This is a genomic window from Mesorhizobium sp. M0830, assembly GCF_040319965.1.
Taxonomy (GTDB): Bacteria; Pseudomonadota; Alphaproteobacteria; order Rhizobiales; family Rhizobiaceae; genus Mesorhizobium.
Genome location: NZ_JAMYOR010000003.1, coordinates 187,990 through 206,222 on the forward strand (window position 1 = coordinate 187,990; position 18,233 = coordinate 206,222).

General features: G+C 61.4%; 20 protein-coding genes and 2 pseudogenes. 12 read left to right on the forward strand and 10 right to left on the reverse strand.

Annotation, left to right across the window (positions count from 1 at the left end; translation table 11 throughout):
- Positions 1-98: 98 nt before the first annotated feature.
- The 3 genes from NKI20_RS03620 to NKI20_RS03630 all read left to right on the forward strand — a co-directional run bounded on the left by NKI20_RS03620 (position 99) and on the right by NKI20_RS03630 (position 4,126).
- Positions 99-1,430, forward strand: a complete 1,332-nt coding sequence (locus tag NKI20_RS03620; protein ID WP_352828364.1) for a sugar ABC transporter permease — start codon at positions 99-101, stop codon at positions 1,428-1,430.
- A 96-nt stretch (positions 1,431-1,526) separates the two neighbouring features.
- Positions 1,527-2,327: an ATP-binding cassette domain-containing protein gene (locus tag NKI20_RS03625; RefSeq protein WP_352828366.1), complete on the forward strand. Its 801-nt coding sequence runs from the start codon at positions 1,527-1,529 to the stop codon at positions 2,325-2,327.
- Positions 2,328-2,479: 152 nt separating this feature from the next.
- Positions 2,480-4,126, forward strand: a complete 1,647-nt coding sequence (locus tag NKI20_RS03630; protein ID WP_352828368.1) for a CHASE domain-containing protein — start codon at positions 2,480-2,482, stop codon at positions 4,124-4,126.
- Positions 4,127-4,220: 94 nt separating this feature from the next.
- Here NKI20_RS03630 and NKI20_RS03635 read toward each other — a convergent pair whose 3' ends face one another.
- From NKI20_RS03635 to NKI20_RS03660, 6 genes are all read right to left on the reverse strand, one after another.
- A complete protein-coding gene (locus NKI20_RS03635) occupies positions 4,221-4,466 on the reverse strand; it encodes a YMGG-like glycine zipper-containing protein (protein WP_023757387.1) in 246 nt (81 codons plus the stop codon).
- Between the two features lie 129 nt (positions 4,467-4,595).
- Positions 4,596-4,730, reverse strand: a complete 135-nt coding sequence (locus NKI20_RS03640; RefSeq protein ID WP_352828371.1) for a hypothetical protein — start codon at positions 4,728-4,730, stop codon at positions 4,596-4,598.
- A 117-nt stretch (positions 4,731-4,847) separates the two neighbouring features.
- On the reverse strand, positions 4,848-5,024 hold the full coding sequence (locus tag NKI20_RS03645) for a hypothetical protein (RefSeq protein ID WP_352828374.1): 177 nt from the start codon (positions 5,022-5,024) through the stop codon (positions 4,848-4,850).
- Positions 5,025-5,148: 124 nt separating this feature from the next.
- On the reverse strand, positions 5,149-6,180 hold the full coding sequence (locus NKI20_RS03650) for a sensor histidine kinase (protein ID WP_023757384.1): 1,032 nt from the start codon (positions 6,178-6,180) through the stop codon (positions 5,149-5,151).
- Between the two features lie 187 nt (positions 6,181-6,367).
- Entirely contained in the window at positions 6,368-6,532 is a 165-nt protein-coding gene (locus NKI20_RS03655) for a DUF1328 domain-containing protein (RefSeq protein ID WP_006203859.1), read from the reverse strand.
- Between the two features lie 251 nt (positions 6,533-6,783).
- Positions 6,784-7,578, reverse strand: a complete 795-nt coding sequence (locus NKI20_RS03660) for a response regulator (protein ID WP_352828376.1) — start codon at positions 7,576-7,578, stop codon at positions 6,784-6,786.
- A gap of 222 nt (positions 7,579-7,800) precedes the next feature.
- Between NKI20_RS03660 and NKI20_RS03665 the strand changes: the two genes are divergently transcribed.
- On the forward strand, positions 7,801-8,004 hold the full coding sequence (locus NKI20_RS03665; RefSeq protein WP_023757382.1) for a NepR family anti-sigma factor: 204 nt from the start codon (positions 7,801-7,803) through the stop codon (positions 8,002-8,004).
- Positions 8,005-8,007: 3 nt separating this feature from the next.
- A complete protein-coding gene (locus tag NKI20_RS03670) occupies positions 8,008-8,559 on the forward strand; it encodes a sigma-70 family RNA polymerase sigma factor (RefSeq protein ID WP_023757381.1) in 552 nt (183 codons plus the stop codon).
- 43 nt (positions 8,560-8,602) lie between these two features.
- Here the strand turns inward: NKI20_RS03670 and NKI20_RS03675 are convergent, their stop codons facing one another.
- Complete coding sequence (locus NKI20_RS03675) at positions 8,603-9,007, reverse strand: response regulator (RefSeq protein WP_352828379.1); 405 nt, start codon at positions 9,005-9,007, stop codon at positions 8,603-8,605.
- Positions 9,008-9,171: 164 nt separating this feature from the next.
- Between NKI20_RS03675 and NKI20_RS03680 the strand changes: the two are divergent.
- The 3 genes and pseudogenes from NKI20_RS03680 to NKI20_RS03690 all read left to right on the forward strand — a co-directional run bounded on the left by NKI20_RS03680 (position 9,172) and on the right by NKI20_RS03690 (position 10,433).
- Positions 9,172-9,509: pseudogene (locus tag NKI20_RS03680) on the forward strand (Crp/Fnr family transcriptional regulator).
- 126 nt (positions 9,510-9,635) lie between these two features.
- Positions 9,636-9,962, forward strand: a complete 327-nt coding sequence (locus tag NKI20_RS03685) for an ElaB/YgaM/YqjD family protein (protein WP_352828382.1) — start codon at positions 9,636-9,638, stop codon at positions 9,960-9,962.
- A 12-nt stretch (positions 9,963-9,974) separates the two neighbouring features.
- Positions 9,975-10,433: a hypothetical protein gene (locus NKI20_RS03690; protein ID WP_352828385.1), complete on the forward strand. Its 459-nt coding sequence runs from the start codon at positions 9,975-9,977 to the stop codon at positions 10,431-10,433.
- 63 nt (positions 10,434-10,496) lie between these two features.
- Here the strand turns inward: NKI20_RS03690 and NKI20_RS03695 are convergent, their stop codons facing one another.
- On the reverse strand, positions 10,497-12,029 hold the full coding sequence (locus tag NKI20_RS03695; protein WP_352828388.1) for a sensor histidine kinase: 1,533 nt from the start codon (positions 12,027-12,029) through the stop codon (positions 10,497-10,499).
- A 137-nt stretch (positions 12,030-12,166) separates the two neighbouring features.
- Between NKI20_RS03695 and NKI20_RS03700 the strand changes: the two genes are divergently transcribed.
- Positions 12,167-12,340, forward strand: coding sequence for a hypothetical protein (locus NKI20_RS03700; RefSeq protein WP_023757374.1), 174 nt, complete (start codon positions 12,167-12,169; stop codon positions 12,338-12,340).
- A 29-nt stretch (positions 12,341-12,369) separates the two neighbouring features.
- Here NKI20_RS03700 and NKI20_RS03705 read toward each other — a convergent pair whose 3' ends face one another.
- Entirely contained in the window at positions 12,370-13,290 is a 921-nt protein-coding gene (locus NKI20_RS03705; RefSeq protein ID WP_352828392.1) for a diacylglycerol/lipid kinase family protein, read from the reverse strand.
- Between the two features lie 279 nt (positions 13,291-13,569).
- Here NKI20_RS03705 and NKI20_RS03710 point away from each other — a divergent pair, with 279 nt between their 5' ends.
- Entirely contained in the window at positions 13,570-14,829 is a 1,260-nt protein-coding gene (locus NKI20_RS03710) for a PRC-barrel domain-containing protein (RefSeq protein WP_352828395.1), read from the forward strand.
- Between the two features lie 42 nt (positions 14,830-14,871).
- On the opposite strand, the gene NKI20_RS03715 is transcribed toward NKI20_RS03710, so the two are convergent.
- Positions 14,872-16,446, reverse strand: coding sequence for an alkaline phosphatase family protein (locus NKI20_RS03715; protein ID WP_352604729.1), 1,575 nt, complete (start codon positions 16,444-16,446; stop codon positions 14,872-14,874).
- Positions 16,447-16,673: 227 nt separating this feature from the next.
- On the opposite strand from NKI20_RS03715, the pseudogene NKI20_RS03720 reads away from it, so the two are divergent.
- Together NKI20_RS03720 and NKI20_RS03725 are read left to right on the forward strand one after the other, a co-directional pair.
- A pseudogene (locus tag NKI20_RS03720) lies at positions 16,674-17,605 on the forward strand (VOC family protein).
- Positions 17,606-17,609: 4 nt separating this feature from the next.
- Positions 17,610-18,230, forward strand: coding sequence for an alpha/beta hydrolase (locus NKI20_RS03725; protein WP_352828399.1), 621 nt, complete (start codon positions 17,610-17,612; stop codon positions 18,228-18,230).
- Positions 18,231-18,233: the final 3 nt, after the last annotated feature.

Consider the following 18,233-nt stretch of genomic DNA (forward strand, 5'->3'; position numbering starts at 1 on the left):
GCGTTTTCTCAAAAAGATTTGTGTTTCCGCATCACGCGGATAGCTTCTAGGCTGGTTCCGGTATTCGCGTCAGACGGCCCGCCGGTTGGGAGGAAATCATGACCGACACGACGTCCAACCTACCTGCTGCAAATACCCCCGCAGACCAGGCGCGTGCGTCCGAACTGAGCACTGTCGGACGCTTCCTCAAGGCAACCGAACTCGATACGCGCATGATTGGCATGGTTGGTGCGTTGCTGGTCATCTGGGTTGGCATTCACATCTTGTCGGGCGGACTTTTCCTGACGCCGCGCAATCTCTGGAACCTGTCGGTGCAGACCTCCTCGGTCGCGATCATGGCAACCGGCATGGTGCTGGTCATCGTCATGCGCAACATCGACCTTTCGGTTGGTTCCGTCGAAGGCGTGATCGGTATGATCATGGGCGTGGCGCAAGCCGAATTCCTCATTCGTGTCATCGGCTTCCAACTTGGAAATCCCTGGCTCTGGATCATCGCCCTGGCCGCCGGTGTGGTGCTCGGCCTTGCGATCGGCGCCTTCCAGGGCTTCATCATCGCCTATCTTGAGGTTCCTGCCTTTATCGTGACGCTGGGCGGTCTTTTGGTTTGGCGCGGCATGGCATGGCTGATCACCAACGGGCGCACGGTCGCGCCGCTTGACGCCACGTTCCAGCTGATGGGCGGCGGGCCGCGGGGCTCGGTCGGCGCTACCGCCAGCTGGATCATCGGCGTCGTCGCTTGCGTGGCTGTCGCTTTCGCGCTGCTCAACGGCCGCTCGCAGCGCAAACGGTTCAACTTTCCACTGCGGCCCGTCTGGGCGGAGATCTTCCTCGGCGTGGTCACCTGTGCGGCCATCCTTGGGGCCGTCTGGATCGCTAATTCCTATCCGTGGCCAATCGGCATCGTGCGCCAGTATGCGCAGCAGAACGGCATCACCATTCCCGAAGGTGGGCTGTTCATCGCCCACGGCGTCGCCATACCGGTGCTGATGGCGGTCGCGGTCGGCATCGTCATGACCTTCATCACCAGGCGCACCCGTTTCGGTCGCTACGTCTTTGCAATCGGCGGCAATCCGGAGGCCGCCAATCTCGCCGGCATCAACACGCGCTGGGTGACCATGAAAGTGTTCATGATCATGGGCGTGCTGGCCGCGATCAGCGCGGCGATCTCGTCGGCCCGCCTCAACGCGGCGACCAATGCGCTAGGCACGTTGGATGAGTTGCTGGTGATCGCCGCCGCCGTCATCGGCGGTACCTCGCTTGCCGGTGGCTCCGGAACGGTGCTCGGCGCCATGCTCGGCGCGCTGCTCATGCAGTCACTGCAGTCCGGCATGGTGCTGCTCGGCATCGACTCGCCGCTGCAGAGCATCGTCGTTGGCGCCGTGCTGGTCATCGCCGTCTGGCTCGATACCGTCTATCGCAAGCGGGTCTGAGCATGATCCCGAGAAGTGAAAACGGTTTTCTCGGACAAACGGAAATCGTCTGTCCAGAGATCATGCTCAAGCAGGAACTATCGGGGAGAAACGATCATGGCTGACAAAATCGACCCCGCGGACACCGCGCTGATCGACATGCGCAACATCTCAATTGCGTTCGGCGGCATCCGCGCCGTCGACGACGCCTCGATCGATCTTTTCCCCGGCGAGGTCGTGGCGCTGCTCGGCCACAACGGCGCCGGCAAGTCGACATTGATCAAGATCCTGTCCGGCGCTTACAAACGCGATGCGGGCCAGATCTTCGTCAACGGCGAGGAGGCAGCTATCTCCAATCCGCGCGACGCCAAGAAATACGGCATAGAGACGATCTATCAGACACTGGCGTTGGCCGACAATGTCGACGCCGCAGCCAATCTGTTCCTCGGCCGGGAGCTGATGACCGCCTGGGGTACGCTCGACGACGTTGCCATGGAGGCCGAGGCGCGCAAGGTGATGGGCCGGCTCAATCCGCGCTTCCAGCGCTTCAAGGAGCCGGTGATCAAGCTGTCGGGCGGCCAGCGGCAATCGGTGGCGATCGCGCGCGCGATCCTGTTCAACGCGCGCATTCTTATCATGGACGAGCCGACGGCGGCGCTTGGCCCGCAGGAAACGGCCCAGGTCGGCGAACTGGTCAGGCAGCTCAAGTCCGACGGCATCGGCATCTTCCTGATCAGCCACGACATCCACGATGTATTCGACCTTGCCGATCGGGTCTGCGTCATGAAGAACGGCCAGGTCGTCGGCACCGCCCGCACTACGGACGTGACCCAGGATGAGGTGCTCGGCATGATCATTTTGGGCAAATGCCCGCCCGGCGCCATTCCCGGACCGGGCGCACTGAAGATCGCCGCTTGAGGCTTGCCGGTAGCGATGCCGCCTGACCGGAGGAATGTGCCGGGTCCGGACCATCCGATGTGCCAGCCGTCAGGATGCCTTGGCCTTGCCATTGTATTGGCACGGCGACTTCCCCATAAAAGGCCCGACATGCTCATGGACCGCATCATCCGTTGAAGAAGCTTTTTCCAACCGTCGCGTTCATCGCCGTCGCGCTGATCAGCATGACGATGGCGGGGTTCGCCTATTTCGCGACGCAAGAGGCCGCCCGCATCAAGTTCGAAGCGACGGCTGACGACGCGCTCAACCGGATCGAGAGCCGCATCGACCTGCATTTGTCGCTGCTACGCTCGACACAGGCCCTGTTCGATGCCCGCAACGGCGATATTTCCGGCGCCGAGTTCAACGCGTTCTTCAAAGCGCTCGATGTCGATAGAAATTTTGCCGGCTTGCGCGGCATCGGCTATCTCAGGCTGGCAAAGGCTGGAGACGAGACGGCGGTCGAACGCGATATGCTGTACGACCATGGCGTCAACCATCCAATCTATCCTGATACCACGCAGCCCTGGCGCACCCCCGTCGTGCTGTTCGAACCGCTGGACCCGTCCAACCAGGCCAGCATCGGCTACGACATGTTCAGTGAACCGGTGCGGCGCGCAGCGATTGAAAAGGCGATGTTGGATGACCAGCAGCACGCCAGCGGGCTGGTGCAACTGGGCCAGGAGACGGGTGCCGCGCAGACGTTCACCGGCTTCCTCGTCTTCGTGCGACTCAATGTCGAAACGGCACCCGATGCCATCGATGCGCCCAGATCCTCCACGGCGGGTTTTCTTTATGCGGCTTTTCGAACCAGCGATCTGTTCCAGACCGCGCTCAGTCGATCGCCGCTGCTGCCGGTCAACACGGAAATCTACGACGGCGACGGCGCGGTGAACGGCGACAATCTGCTGTTCCGGTCGGAAACGCCACCGGCTTCGACCTTCGGCGACAGGCTGCTGGTCACCCGCAAGATCGTTGTGGCCGGGCGGCCATGGACTGTTTTGTTCCGGCCGACGAGCGCCTTCTCGCAGCCTTCGTCGCGCGCCATTCCGGTGATGCTGGGGCTGTTCGGCCTGTTGTTGGCGGGCGCCATCGCGCTGGTCGCGCGTTACCAGGAGCGCGCCTATGAGGCGGCGGCGCGCTTGCACGAGACGACGGAAAAGAGCCTGCTCGAAAAAGACCTGATGCTGCAGGAGATGAAGCATCGCATCAAGAATTCGATCACCAGGGTGCTGGCGATCGCGCGCCAGACGGCTTCGCGGGCCACAGACGTCAATGAGTTTTCCGCATCCTTCTCGGCCCGGCTCCAGGCGATGGCGGCGTCCCAGGACATGCTGACGCGCTCGCGCTGGCAAAAGGCAGATCTTGCCGATCTCTTGCGCATCGAGCTTGGCCAGGTGTTCGGCAAGGAGCTGCCCGAAGGGCTGTTGTCAGGGCCGCAGGTGCTGCTCGACGAAAACACGACGCAAGCGCTCGGCTTGATCTTTCACGAACTGGCGACGAATGCGCTGAAATACGGCGAAGCCGGCAATTCGGCCAATTCGCTCAAGGGGGACTGGGCGCTGAAAGTGGACTGGTCGCTCGAAGGACGCGGGCGTGACAGGACGCTGGCTCTCAACTGGCGCGAAACCGGTCAGAAGAAACTCGAAGCGCCTGCCAAGACCGGATTCGGCACCAAGCTGATAGACCTTAACGTCACGCGCGAATTGCGCGGCACGATCCATCGCGATTACCGGGCCAATGGGCTGAACGTGGAAATCAGAATCCCCCTGGCGAACTGAGCGCGATCGCCAGGCGCAGAATCAACCATCCAAACAACGAAAATCCGGAGGCCGGCGGACCGGTCTCCGGACCAACGTTTCGATTATCGCCGAACTAGTTGCAGCGAGCCGTGTAGATCCGGCCGCGATGATCGCGATACTGGCAATAGCCATTGCGCAGGTTGCGCACCAGCAGGCCGGAACCGGCACCCACGGCCGCGCCGATCAGCGCGCCCTTGCCGCCGCCGACCAAGCCGCCGACACCGGCGCCAATCAAGCCGCCGCCAACCACGTCCTGTTCGGTCGAGGTGCAGCCACTGACCGCCACCACCGCAACCATGGCAATAATCATCTTCCGCATAGAGTCACTCCTCACTTTGTGTCCCACTTTAGCAAGCTCCAGCTACCATTTAGCATGAAACGGCGGCCTTTGCTGCTGCAATCTATTGTTGGTGAAGAGAGTCTTTTTCTGGGCGTACCATGTTCGACGCTATCGCGACGCTGGAATAGCCAGGGAAGCATCGACAGTGCCGTCGAAACGCACATTCCAGATGATCTGGTCATAATCGTCTTCCGGAGCCGGATCGACCGAAAGGCCCGATATTCCGAGCCTGCTCCTGACCATCGACTCATCGGTCCCAAATCACTCTTGCCACAGTAACGGCCCTCATTCGGCAGGGTTCCTGCACGGCAGCTTCGCGACTCATAAGGATGGAGGGCATGGCGCGCGGGGCGCAGACTATCAGTAGGCCAGTTGGAAGAGCACGACTGCGAGTATGACCGCAGCCAGACCTAAGGCGAGAAGGCGCTGTGAGGCCTGAGGGATAGGAGGCATCGGTACGGACGCCTCGGAATCTTCAAACTCGCCCATGGCGATACGAGCCGCCTGTTCCAGTCTGTTCATGTCGGCAACGGTCAAGGCATTCCTCCCGCACCATGCTGCGGAATGTCCGGCGATACAACGAGTTCCAGCGGTATCTCGGAAAAACAGCATCGACTTTTATGGTGAACAGCCGGTTAAGGATCCGGCAAACGCCGGTCCCTCATTCCGTCTCGAAATTGCCATGCGGAACAACAAGGCGGTATTCGAGGCGATCGGCCGCGATTTCGAGCGTCGCCGTGCCGTTCAGCGATGCCGGCACGACCCGTTCGAGTGCGACGCTGCCGAAGCGCTTCTCGCTACGCTGGTTGTCGTTGGCTCCGATTGTCTCGGCCCACGTCAGAGACAGGGAGGTCCCGGTGTCGTCGGGAGTCAGGCTGGCTGTAACCTCGACAAACCCATTCGGCCGCGACAGGGCGCCATAGCTCACCGAGTTGACGGCGAGTTCATGCATGGCGAGGCCGATATGCAGGGCAGCGTTGGGATTGAGATAGGGGTTTGCCCCCTGAAAACGCAGGCTGCGCACCGGATCCCCGCCGTAGCGGCCAACCTGGCCCGACACCAGTTCGCGAAGTGCGGCGCCCCGCCAATTGGAGGAGGTCACGAGATCCTGGGATGAAGCCAGTGATTGCAGCCGGCCACGGAAGCGTGTCAGGAAATCGCCGATGCCGTCGGAGTAGCGCCCGGTCTGGGTGGCTATGCTTTGAATGATCGCCAGCAGATTCTTCGAGCGATGACTGACTTCACGCAACAGCGTCGTGAGGGTCTGCTCGCGGCGTTTCTGCTCGGTCGTCTCGACCATCGTGGTGACGACGCCTTGCACCGTGCCGCCATCGCCGTGGTCGGCATCGATCCAGACTTGAAACCAGCGGATGCCATCCTCGGCGGGAACGCTGATCTCGAGATGTTGCGGGTTGCCGGATGCAATGACGTCGCGTTTGGCTGCGCCAATACGGTCTGCCTGCGCCGCCGGCAGGATGCCATTGCTGTCGGCGGTATCGGAGACCCAGGGCGCACGCATGTTGCGCGCCCATACGGTCCTCATCTCGCGATCCTGATAGAGAACGGAAATGCCTGCATTGTGCAAAGCGTGGAGAAGAGCCCGACCAAGCTGCATGCCGTTTTCGGCAGGATGCAAGGCGATGACTTCATCGCTTTGCACATCGTCCTCTCTATTTCCGATTCTGGAACGCATCGGCCAATCTGTCCACCCAACTCAGACTGAACGGCTCACTGTTGAATGGGTTCCACAGGAGATTTCCCGAAACGAGCCTCCAAAAGCGGTCCGCCGGACGGTGCCCTTTGAAGGATACCGCCCGGCGGTGACTGGAAACCGTTTGAGGGGTGCGGCTTCCAGTGTTCGCTCGATGATCGCTCGGTCCTCACGCCCGTCTGAACAGACCCGCAAGAAGCGAAATGATCAGGAAAGCGAGAAAGATGAAAAACAATATCTGCGCTATGCCAGCAGATGTACCGGCGATACCGCCGAAACCAAGCGCGCCGGCGATGATTGCCACGACGAGAAATACGAGCGCCCAGTAAAGCATGATCCATCTCCTTCGAATGGTGCGATGAAAACGTGGGTAGATGCGGTTTGTTCCACCCTTTGCCGAAAAAGACGATGCTTGCAAATCGTTCGGAGCTGGGGGCGCGGGGAAATTTGCCGTTGCCGCCCGATGCGTGCATCAGGCGGCACGAATTGGAGAATTGATGAATTGAAGATATGGAGAAAATCGGCGAGCGAGGCTATCGCCTCGGGTTCGTCAATTCTTCAATTCATCCACTCCTCAATTGCCGACTATGCGGCGGCTTTCGCCTGGCGATCGAAGAACAGCGCCTGGCTGATCAGCGCCTTGACCATGTCCGGATTGAACGGCTTGGTGACCAGAAAGGCCGGTTCGGGACGCTCGCCGGTCAACAGACGCTCGGGAAAGGCGGTGATGAAGATCACCGGCACCGACGTCGACGACAGGATCTCGTTCACCGCCTCGATGCCCGAACTGCCGTCGGCAAGCTGAATGTCGGCCAGCACCATCTTCGGTCGTGTCTTGCCGAACATCGTCACCGCCTCATCATGGGTACGCGCCGTTCCGACGACGCGGTGCCCGAGGCTCTCGACCATTTCCTCTATGTCCATTGCGATCAGCGGTTCATCCTCGATGATCAGTACGTCGGTGGCCACCTGGCGAGAAATCTCGGTGCTAGCCTGCGCCAGCAGCTCCGAAAATTCCTGGTCGCCGACATCGAGTATCTCTGCCGCCTCGTCCTCGCTGAAACCTTCGACGGCGACGAGCAGGAAGGCCTGACGGGGAAGCGGCGCAATCGCATTCAGATTGGCGGCGGCCCGCTGTTCCCACGCCGATTGCGCGTGCTCCTGCGGGACGCGGATGGCGACCGATGTGAACAGCTTGGCGAAAACCTTGTACAGTGCGATACGGTCGCTCGATGCCTCAGGGAAGATGTCGATATCGGCTATGATGGCTTCGAGCATCGCGGCGACCATGGCGTCGCCACTTTCCTGCGATCCGGAAACGGCCCGCGAGAAGCGGCGCAGGAACGGCAGGTGTGGTGCGATGGTGGCAGATAAGCTCATGATAGTACGTCTCCCTCAGAATGACGTGGTTGCATAGATGGCAGATCGAGCCGATTGCAAGCCCAGTCAAACAACGCCGGTCCTGAGAAAAAGTTCCCGGCCCTGATGGAACTAATGCGGGAAGAGAGCGTTTGGAATGGGGATGGGGCAACCAGACGAGGGGGGCCGCTTGCGTTGTCGAGTCCGTTGTGAGCGGCTTGGTTTCTGGAATATAAGGGCAAAATGAAGGATATGACGAAAGATATTCTGGCTGGCGCCGCGGGCAGGCGCCGGAACGGTTCCGGTGACGCGCTTGGGCCGAACTCCGAAATCGGACGCAAACTCAAACAATATTACGACGAACTGGTCTCTGACGATGTGCCGGATCGCTTCGCCCGGTTGCTCAGCCAACTGGAACAGGCCGAACCTGCGCAGAAGAAGGACTGAGGCATGGCAGCGGTCTCCCAAGGCTTCAAGACCGATCTGCTTGGGGCGATCCCGAGCTTGCGCGCTTTTGCTGTGTCGCTGACGCAGAATGCCGACAAAGCGGACGATCTTGTCCAGGAAACGCTGGTCAAGGCGTGGGACAAGCATGAGAGCTTCCAGCCCGGTACCAACCTCAAAGCATGGCTTTTCACCATCCTGCGCAATGAATTCTATTCGCAGATGCGCAAACGCGGGCGCGAGGTGCAAGACAGCGACGGTATCATGACGGCCAGGCTTTCCGTTCATCCGGCCCAGCATGGCCAGCTCGACCTGAAGGATTTTCGCGGCGCCCTCGAACAATTGCCAGAGGACCAGCGCGAAGCCATCATCCTTATCGGTGCGTCGGGTTTCTCGTACGAAGAGGCCGCCGAGATCTGCGGATGCGCGGTCGGGACGATCAAGAGCCGGGTTAGCCGGGCCCGCACACGCTTGCAGGAGATCCTGAAAATATCAGGCGAAGACGAGTATGGTCCGGATGCGATTTCTGCCCAGGTCACGGGCACGCCGGCCAGTTGACCTGGGATCGCCAGGCCGCAATCCGCAAGGTCGGGATCTTGTTTCAATCCGAAGAGGCACGTCCGCAGGCCGCCGCCACCGCTTGCACCAGGTCTTCACCCGAATAGGGTTTGCCGACCAGCCTGACGCCCGGAAAGGCTGCCTTGATTTCATCGGCATCCGAATAGCCCGTCGCAAATACGAAAGGTACGCCTGCCGCGCGCAGCCCCGAAGCGAAATCGAGTGTCGAGGCACCGGCCACCATGAGATCGACAATGGCTGCATCGAACTGTGTGGCGACCTCGCGGCCGTCGACTTCGGTCAGATCGCGGGCGATCACCACTTCACCGGCGCCGTGGTCGCGGCAAAGCTGCTCGACATCCATGGCGATGAGAAATTCATCCTCCAGAACGAGAATCCGCAATCCGTCAAGCAATGTGGGCACAGGCGATGTCTCCTTGAAACGCATTAAGTCATGATCACTAATTGGCGTGCTGTCATTTAAAAAAGACATGTGGCCGGCGGCGGAACCTCAATCCTTGCAACGCGTTGAAATGCAGTTCGTCCGAAGAGCGGCTTTTCAGCGCAAAGCAGCCCCCCTCTACCCGCCAATATAGCTGCGAGAACTGCCCGTTGCGGCCGTTGCCGGTTTTCCGCGAGTTCGAAAAACAGGACCTGGCCTTCGTCAGCAAATTCAAAAAGGGCAACTCGCCGTCGATAACGGTGCCACGGTCCGGGCCAAGGTCGTCGGGCTGAACGGCAAGCACTCCATCCAGATACCGATCACTCAACAACACATCGCCGACACGCTCGGCCTGTCGCTGGTTCATACCAACAAGACGATCCGCAAGCTGATGGATCGCAAACTGATCGCCTGGCGCGACGGCGGCTGCGAAATCATCGACGCTGAAGGGCTAAAGCGACTGGCCAGCTGGGAAGGGTTGGGCGAGGCGCGCCGGCCGCTGATCTGACGAGGCGCCTTTTGCCTTGTCGGCGGACGGGTGCGCGCCGATGAGTTTTCGGCTAGTTTGTCCCCGGTGTCGGAACCTTGAGACATGCGGCGCGTTTGAAATCGAGCAATCACAGGGAGTTAAGCGATGGCAACTGCCGCAGGAAAGACCGCAAGCGAGGCCCGTGCAAATGCGGACCTCGAAGCCGATATCAGGCAGCTGAAGGCCGATATCGACAAGCTCACCAAGCAGTTGGCCAAGACCGGCGAGCATGGCTATGGCACCGCGCGTCGTGCAGCCACGGAAGGCGTCGAGCAGTTGCGTGCGCAAGGCGAAGCAGCCTTTGACAGCCTGCGCAGCAACGCCAAGGATATCGAAGCACAAATGATGGCAAGCGTGCGTGAGAAACCGGTGACGTCATTGGCGATCGCTGCCGGCGTCGGTTTCCTTTTCGCGCTCCTCGCGCGTCGCTAGTCGCATCCCCTGATGGGAATGCTCGCATCCCTGATTTCCGGCTTGGCGTCGGGCGAAGCCGTTGCCGCCGTGCGCCGGGCGCGCACGGCGGCAATCGTCTATGGGCTGGCTCTGACGGCCGCGCTCTGTGGTCTCGGTTTTCTGGTCGGCGCAGCCTATATCTGGGCGGCGACGCGCTACGGGTCGCTTGCCGCCGCGCTGGGCTTTGGCGCCGCTTTCTTGGTGCTTGCCGGGCTGATTCTGCTGATTTACCAGCTATCCGCAGGCTCGCGCGCCCGACGCCGGGCGCAACGCCGCAACGCCGACATGAAAGCAGTTGGCATCGCCGCTGCGCTCGCCGTGCTGCCGACGCTGCTCAAGGGAAAAGGCGGTCTCGGTGTCATTCTCGGTCCGGCTGTAGCGCTCGCGGCTTACGCGATCTACCGCGAGAATGTGAAACCTGATGATCCGGACGAGAGCGAGCGGAAATAGGGTCTTTTTTGTCGAGTATGATCTTTTCCGAAATCGGCTTCCACTTTTCGGGATTATGGCCTGTTACTTCGACAGATCCTCCAGCGGCATCGATATCTCGGCAAACACGCCTTCCGGTCGGAATTCGTGGGTCACTTCGCTGGCAATGACCTTGGCAAGGCTGCGGCGGATGAGGATCGAGCCGAAGCCATGCCGCTCAGGCGGGACGACTTGCGGGCCGCCGCTTTCGCGCCAGGTCAGCACAAGGCGCTGGGCGCCCTTTCTGCCTTGCTTCCTCCAGCCGAGATCAATCCTGCCTGATACGACCGACAGCGATCCGTACTGCAGTGCATTGCTACCCAGTTCATGCAGGATCAGGCCGAGCCCTACGGCCTGGTCGGGCGACAGCAGCAAATCGTCGCCGGAGATCGTCAGGCGCGCCTGTTTGGCCGTGTCGAAGGGCCTGACCTCGATCTGGACGAGTTCACGGATGCCGATGCCGCGCCACTCGCGGTCCGATAGCAGGCTGTGGGCGATGCCCAAGGCCTGAAGCCGGGCGCCAAAGGCCTCGAGGAATTCGCTCGGCTGGCGGGCGTGACGCACGGTCTGCGTCGCCAGTGCCTGGACCGTCGCCAGCGTGTTCTTGACGCGGTGGTTGAGCTCACGCAGCAGCAGCCGTTGCCGTTCGTCGCCAAGCTTGCGCTCCGATATGTCGTAGTTGACGCCGAAGATCAGCGTCGGCTTGCCGTCGCCGTCTCGCTCGATGACGCGGCCACGCGTGGCGAGCCAGCGCGGCGGATGAATGCCCTTCACCCGGTATTCGCCGAAATAGTCGTCGCTGCCAGTCAAGGCATCGCGAAAGCGGGTCTCGGTCTGGTAGACGTCGCGCGGATCGATGGCGGTGAGGATGTCGCGTGCCCGCAACCGGTTTGAGCGCGGCAGGTTGAACAGCTCCGTCAGCAACGTGTCGCATTCGATGACGTCAGTACGGATGTCCCACGCCCAACTGGCGAGCGACGCCGCGTCGAGCGCGATGGCGCGTCGTTTTTCCTCGCGCACGAGTGCAGCCTCGGCGATGGCGCCGCTGCGGGTCGCGTCCTTCAAGATGAACAGGCTGGCGGCGAGATCGGCGAGCGCCTTCAACTGGTCGAGCTCGGCGCGGGATGGAAAGGGATGAGGCTTGCTGTCGAGCACGCACAGCGCGCCGATGCGCGCACCCGCCACGATTATCGGCGCGCCGGCATAGAAGCGTACATGGTGCTTGCCAGTGACCAGCGGGTTGGTCTTGAAACGGGGATCCGTCGTCGCATCCGCGACCACCATCGGTTCGTGGCCGGCAGCAATCGCATGGGCGCAGAAGGACGTGTCGGCCGCGGGTGCGGTCTCGTCCAAACCGAAGCAGGATTTGAACCATTGCCGCCCATGGTCAAGGAGTGTGACAGTGGCGATCGGCACCTGCATCACTGCCGCGGCAAGACTGCTGATGCGGTCGAAATCCGGGTCGGCCGCAGTATCCAGTATCTCCAGCCCATGCAGCACGGCCAGCCGGTCCTCGTCCTCGACCGCGCACGCAACTTCGGCCGGCAAATCCGGCACTATCTTGGCCTTGCTATTCACCCAAGTCCCCAATGCCCGGTCTTCGTCCTCGCCGGCGCGCCGTCTTCGTCGGCCCGGAACCATCCTAGCGAGGAACCGTTACATGACCATATTGTGCCAGGCGCGTCACCTGGTGCAAAACGAGACAAGGACCGACCATGCCCAAGATCATTCCCGAAAACAAAGCGCGTCAGGGGCGATGGGGCTGGCATGGCCTGCGCATTTTGATTGCCGCGCTGTTGCTGGCCTTCGCGGCCTGGGGTATCGCCGAGATCTATGGTGAAATTGTCAAGACGCCGGCGACAGAGCAAGGAAGTGCGCCGAGCGGCTAGATTTTCGGGCTTCATCGTTAGAGATCGCATCAGGCAGCCTTTGCCTCGGCGACGCTGGCCGGCACTAGGACATTTAGTGCGCCAGGGCGGATTTCGATCGTCGTTTCACGGTCGAGACGGACCAGTTCTCCATCCATCACGGCGCGAAACTTGCTGCTCCCCGAATGGATTTTCAGGACCGTCTTGTTCGCCTGATGGATTTCGACATGTTCGTTGTCGCGCCATTTGCCGCGTGCCATATTGAAGAAGAATTTGACCAGTTCGGCGCGTTGTTGCGCCACCGTGATATAGACGCCAAGCACGCCGCCTGCCGGGTTGTCGGCATATGGCAAGTGGCCTTCGCCGAACAGATTGTTGGTGATGCCGATGCCGGTAATGCGGGCCGCCATCTCGGCGTCGCCGATGCTGAGCGTCACGTTCATCGCCGGTGGATTGTTGATCGTGGCCCAGGCCGCCTTGGCCGAGGCGCGGATTTTCCCCAGACGTGAACCAAACTCCATCTTTTGGCGCAGTTGCACCAGCTTCGCATGTATGCCGATCGAGAACTGGTGGATGAAGGGCCTGCCGTTGGCAGTCGCCATGTCGACCGCAATGATTTCGCCGTCGGCGAAAGATTCAAGCGCGGCATCGAGCGTCTGGGGAATACCCAGCCCGCGCGCGAACAGGTTCATGGTACCTGCCGGCAATATGGCGAGCGCCTTCTTCGTGCCCATTAGCCGGGCAGCCGCGGCGGAAATGGTCCCGTCGCCGCCACCGGCCAGCACGACATCGATAGTGCGACGTGAAGCCACGCTGTCGAGCGTTTCCACTACATCCTTACCGGCGACAATCTCGATGCTGAGAGAGTGACCTGCCGTCTCCAACGTCCGATGCATCCTATCGGAGAAAGCGGCAATGTCGGTTGTGCGCAAGGTGCCACCTTCCCGGTTCAGCACCGCTGCAAATTTCATGCCCCGCTCCGTTATTCGACCATGGTTGGACCGGGACAGACCCAGCCACAGGCTGAAACGCGGCGAAGCGGGAAAGGTTCCGCTCGAGAGCAATCGACATTCGCTCGGCTTGCTCTGCGGCCAAGGCACATCGCCCGGTGATTCTGGCACGGATGCCCGCGCTTTTTGTCGGAACAACAGCATGCTCACGACGTTGTGAAGCTGTAAAAGACGCCGCGTCCGATCGCCTTTAGCGACGATGCGTGGCGTGCACGAAATCAGGCACGAGGAGAGAACATCATGACCCGCAACCTCTTAGCCACGACCGCACTCGCAGCGCTGGTCGCGACCGGGGCCTACGCGCAGAGCACGACAGCCCCGGCGCCAGCGACCGGTCCTGCCGTTCAGCAGCCAGGCGCCGCTCCAGTGCGCGCAGAGGGCAGCATCGTCACCAACATCATCGGCGAATCCGTCTACAACGGCACCGCCGATGATGCCGAGAATATCGGCAAAGTCACTGACGTCGTCTTCGACAAGGATGGGCAGGCGAAATCCGTCATCATAGGCGTGGGCGGCTTTCTGGGTGTAGGCACGAAAAATGTCGCGTTCGACTATGACAAACTGCAATGGGCCGAAAAGAACGGCGACCGCTGGCTGGTTGCCCGGACCACCAAGGAAGAGTTGACTGCGCAGGCTGAATTCGACACGAAGCCCTACGCTCCTGCGCCTCCCGCTCCGACTGCGGCGCCAACAGCACCTGCGACGACGAATACCGCGCAAAACCCTGTCGACATGAACGCCGCTCCGACGGAACCCGTGAAGCGCGCCGACGGCAATCTTGCCACCAACATCATCGGCGAAACCGTCTACAACGGCACCGGCGATGACGCGCAGAACATCGGCAGCGTCAACGACATCGTTCTGACCAAGGAAGGCAAAGCGCAGTCCCTGATCATCGGCGTCGGCGGATTCCTTGGTATAGGGGCCAAGAACGTCGCCTATGATTTCAACAAGGCCAAATGGGCCGAGAGGAACGGCGATCGCTGGCTGGTGGCCCAGACCACCAAGGAAGAGCTGCAGGCGCAGCCGGATTTCAACCGCAAGGCCTATGATCCGCTGCCGGCAACGACGGCTTCCAATGCGCCTCCAGCAACCGCACCGGCCGCCGCGACGGTTCCTGACCAGACTCCTGACCAGACAAAGACCGCAGCCATCGACAAGTCTGCGCTGACGGAAATGCCGGTTGGTGAGATCCGCGCCGACGATCTGAAGGGCACCACCGTCTACGGTGCCAACGACGCCAAGGTCGGCGTGATCGGCGACGTCGTCTTGACCCCCGACAAAAAACCCGATGCCGTGATCGTCGATGTCGGCGGCTTCCTCGGCATTGGCGCGAAGGAGGTCGCGGTCGGCATGGATAACCTCAAATTCATGACCGACAAGAACGGCAAGAAGTATCTCTACACGACCTTCACCAAGCAACAGCTTGAGGCTCAAACCGCCTATGAGAAGGGTAGCTATGCCCAAAAGCGCGATCAGCAGCGCATGATCATGAGGTAGGCAACAGGCAGTAGGGCTGGACCGTCGACGTACCGGTTCGCCTTACTGCCCTAATCCCCTTACCACTCCAGCTATGTGACCAACCACGCCGTGCTCGGTCAGTTCGGCCAGTGCCAGCGACTGGTCGAGATGTTCGGCTCGCCAGGCGAGCAGCCGTTCGGCGAACTCCAGCCGCACGACGAGATAGGCTGGATCGGCGGCCAGATTGTTCAACTCGCCCCTATCATTTTCCAGATCGAACAGCAGCGGCGGCAGGCCGCCACCGAAATGCACATATTTGAATTTTTCTGTGCGGATGACGGCGAGGTTGCACTGGCGTGAGGCGATGCCGAAATGCCGTTCAGCCTCACCATCGGCGATCGAACGGAAATCGAACTCCCAGTGCGCGGCATCGCGCCAGTCCGGAGGGCTTCCGCCGTCCAGGAACGGCTTCACCGAGTATCCGTCGAGATGCGGCGCGGGTGCTTCGCCGAGCAGATCGAGAAGCGTCGGCAAAATGTCCACCGCTTCGGTGAAGCGATCGACGCTGCCGCCGGCAGCCGTGGCGTGGAGCGGGTCGCGGATGATCAGCGGAATGTGGTAGCTGCCGTCGAAGTAGCCGCCCTTGCCCAGCATGAAATGGTCGCCCATCATCTCGGCATGGTCCGATGTCAGCACGATGATGGTGTCGTCCCACGCGCCCGCGGCCTTGACCGATTGCCAGATGCGACCGAGCTGCGCGTCGACCTCGGAGATCATGCCGTAATAGATGGCGCGGATGCGGCGAAAGTCGTCCTCGTTCCAGTCGTGCACCTTGCCCTTGGCGTCGGGACGGAATTTCATCTGCTTCTGCCGGCCTAGATCAAAGGCGAGATAGGGATGGCTTTCGGCCTCTGTCTGCCAGTTTGCCGCACGCTGGAAGGAAGGTCCGTCGCGCGGATCATACATCGTGTTGTAGGGCTCCGGGACGATGAAGGGCGGATGCGGGCTGATGAAGGAAAGATGCGCGAACCAAGGCGCCGCGTCCTCCTGCTCGCCGAGCCAGCGCGTGAATTCGCCGGTCAGGAAGGCGGCCGGGGTTTCGTTTCTGGTGTAAACAGGCGGCGCGTTGCTGACGGATGCGATGGCCTTGCCTTGGGCCACCGGGCGGTGGATGTCGGGAGATCCGGCGCTGATGTCGACGCCCCGCTGCTTCAGCCAGGAAAGCCACTGTTTCTGATGTTCGGGCAGCAGCTGGCGCACCGCAAAGCCCGGCAGCACGCCTTCATAGCTTTGCAGCCGCGGGTCGCCCGGCGCCAGCAAGCGCGGATCGAGTGAGACGTCGGTGTAGCCGAACAGCGTCGGATCGTAGCCCAGACCGCGCGCATGCAGCGCGATATTGCCGTGACGGGCGTCGAGCGGCGTACCGTTGCGGCAGACGCGGTTGTTCATCTGGTAGAGGCCAGTGTAGAAGCAGGCGCGGGCCGGCGAGCAGGGCGCCGCGCCGCCATAGTGCCGCTTGAACAGCACACCCTCCGCGGCCAGCGCATCGGCATTCGGCGTCTTCACGAGCGGGTGGCCCGCGGCCGACAGGCAATCGCCGCGCCACTGGTCGCATGTGATCAGCAGAATGTTAGGCCGCCTGGTTTTCCCAGTCACTCGCGATACCCCCTGTCCGGATGCTCGAAAACGCCGCTCATGGAACCGAATTCTGCCGACGGCGCAAGTCTGTCTTGTGAGTCGTTTGGTGAACGGTTCCCCATCAATTGTTCACTTGTACAACACAGTCCATTCTGTGTTTGCCGCCTTTGCCTTAAGCGCCCGCATCCTCATATTGGCGTGGACAGCGGCGAGGGCCGCACAAGCACCAAGGGAAGGAGCAAGACATGCTCGACCAGATCAAGGGCCTGCATCACGTCACCTCGATGGCCAGGGATGCCCGGCAGAACAATGAGTTCTTCACCCAGAAGCTCGGCCAGCGCCGAGTCAAGAAGACCGTCAACTTCGACGCGCCCGATGTCTACCACCTCTATTATGGCGACGAGACAGGCACGCCCGGTTCGGTGATGACCTATTTCCCGTTCCCCAACATCGGAAAGGGCCGGCATGGCGTCGGCGAAGTCGGTACCACGGTTTATTCGGTGCCGGAGGGTACGCTTGACTATTGGGAAAAGCGTTTTGCCGATGAAGGCGTCGCCGGCGTGTCGCGCGAAGTGACGTTCGGCGAGAAGCGTCTGGCCTTTGCAGGCCCCGATGGCGATGGTTCGCGCTGGTCGAAGACAAGGCGGACAGCAGAGCGCCATGGGCGAAAGGTGGCATTCCCGTTGATGAGGCGATCCGCGGCTTCCACTCGGTGTCGCTGCGGCTGAAGGATGGCGGCGCTACCGAGGAGCTTCTGAAATTCATGGGCTACGAGGAGATCGAGAGATCAGGCAATGTCAGGCGGCTCGCTTTGAAAAGCGGCAACGGCGCAGATGTCGTCGACATCGAATCGCTGCCGACCGCGGCCTTTGCCGATATGGGCGCCGGCTCCGTCCACCATGTCGCCTTCGCGGTCGAGAGCCGCGCCAAGCAGCTCGAAGTGCGCAAGGCGTTGATGGACACCGGCTATGGGGTGACGCCGATGATCGATCGCGACTATTTCTGGGCGATCTACTTCCGCACGCCGGGTGGCGTGCTGTTCGAAGTCGCCACCAACGAGCCAGGCTTCGATCGCGATGAGGATACCGCTCATCTCGGCGAGGCGTTGAAGCTGCCGACGCAGCATCAGCACCTGCGATCCCATCTCGAACAGCATCTGCAGAAACTGGAAGGCTGAGCTCATGAGCAAGGACGCGTACATCCACAAGCTGCTGCCCGGTTCGCCGGGCGGCCCGCTGCTGTTCGTCCTCCATGGCACGGGAGCCGATGAGGACCAGCTTCTGTCGCTGGGGCGCGATCTCGCGCCGCAGGCGACCATCATTTCGCCGCGGGGCGATGTGTCGGAACAAGGTGCCGCGCGCTTCTTTCGCCGCACCGACGAGGGCGTCTACGACATGGACGATCTGGCACGGGCGACGGACAAGATGGCGCGCTTCGTCAAGGCGCATGTCGAGGCGGCGAAGCCGTCGACCGTGCTCGGCCTCGGCTACTCCAATGGCGCCAACATCCTGGCCTCCGTTATTTTTGCCAGACCGGCGCAGTTCGACGTCTCAGTGCTGATGCATCCGCTCATCCCGTTCGAACCGAAGGTCAAGGGCAGCCTCGCGGGCCGTCATATTCTGTTGACCGCCGGCAAGCGCGATCCGATATGCCCGCCGAACCTGACGGCGCGGCTCGAAGCCTATTTGCGTGCCGATGGTGCCGATGTCACTGTGGAGTGGCATGAAGGCGGGCACGAGGTGCGGCCAAACGAGATCGAAGCGGCGCGGCGGCTCTTCGCCGGCGCCACCCAAGGAGTGTAAGCG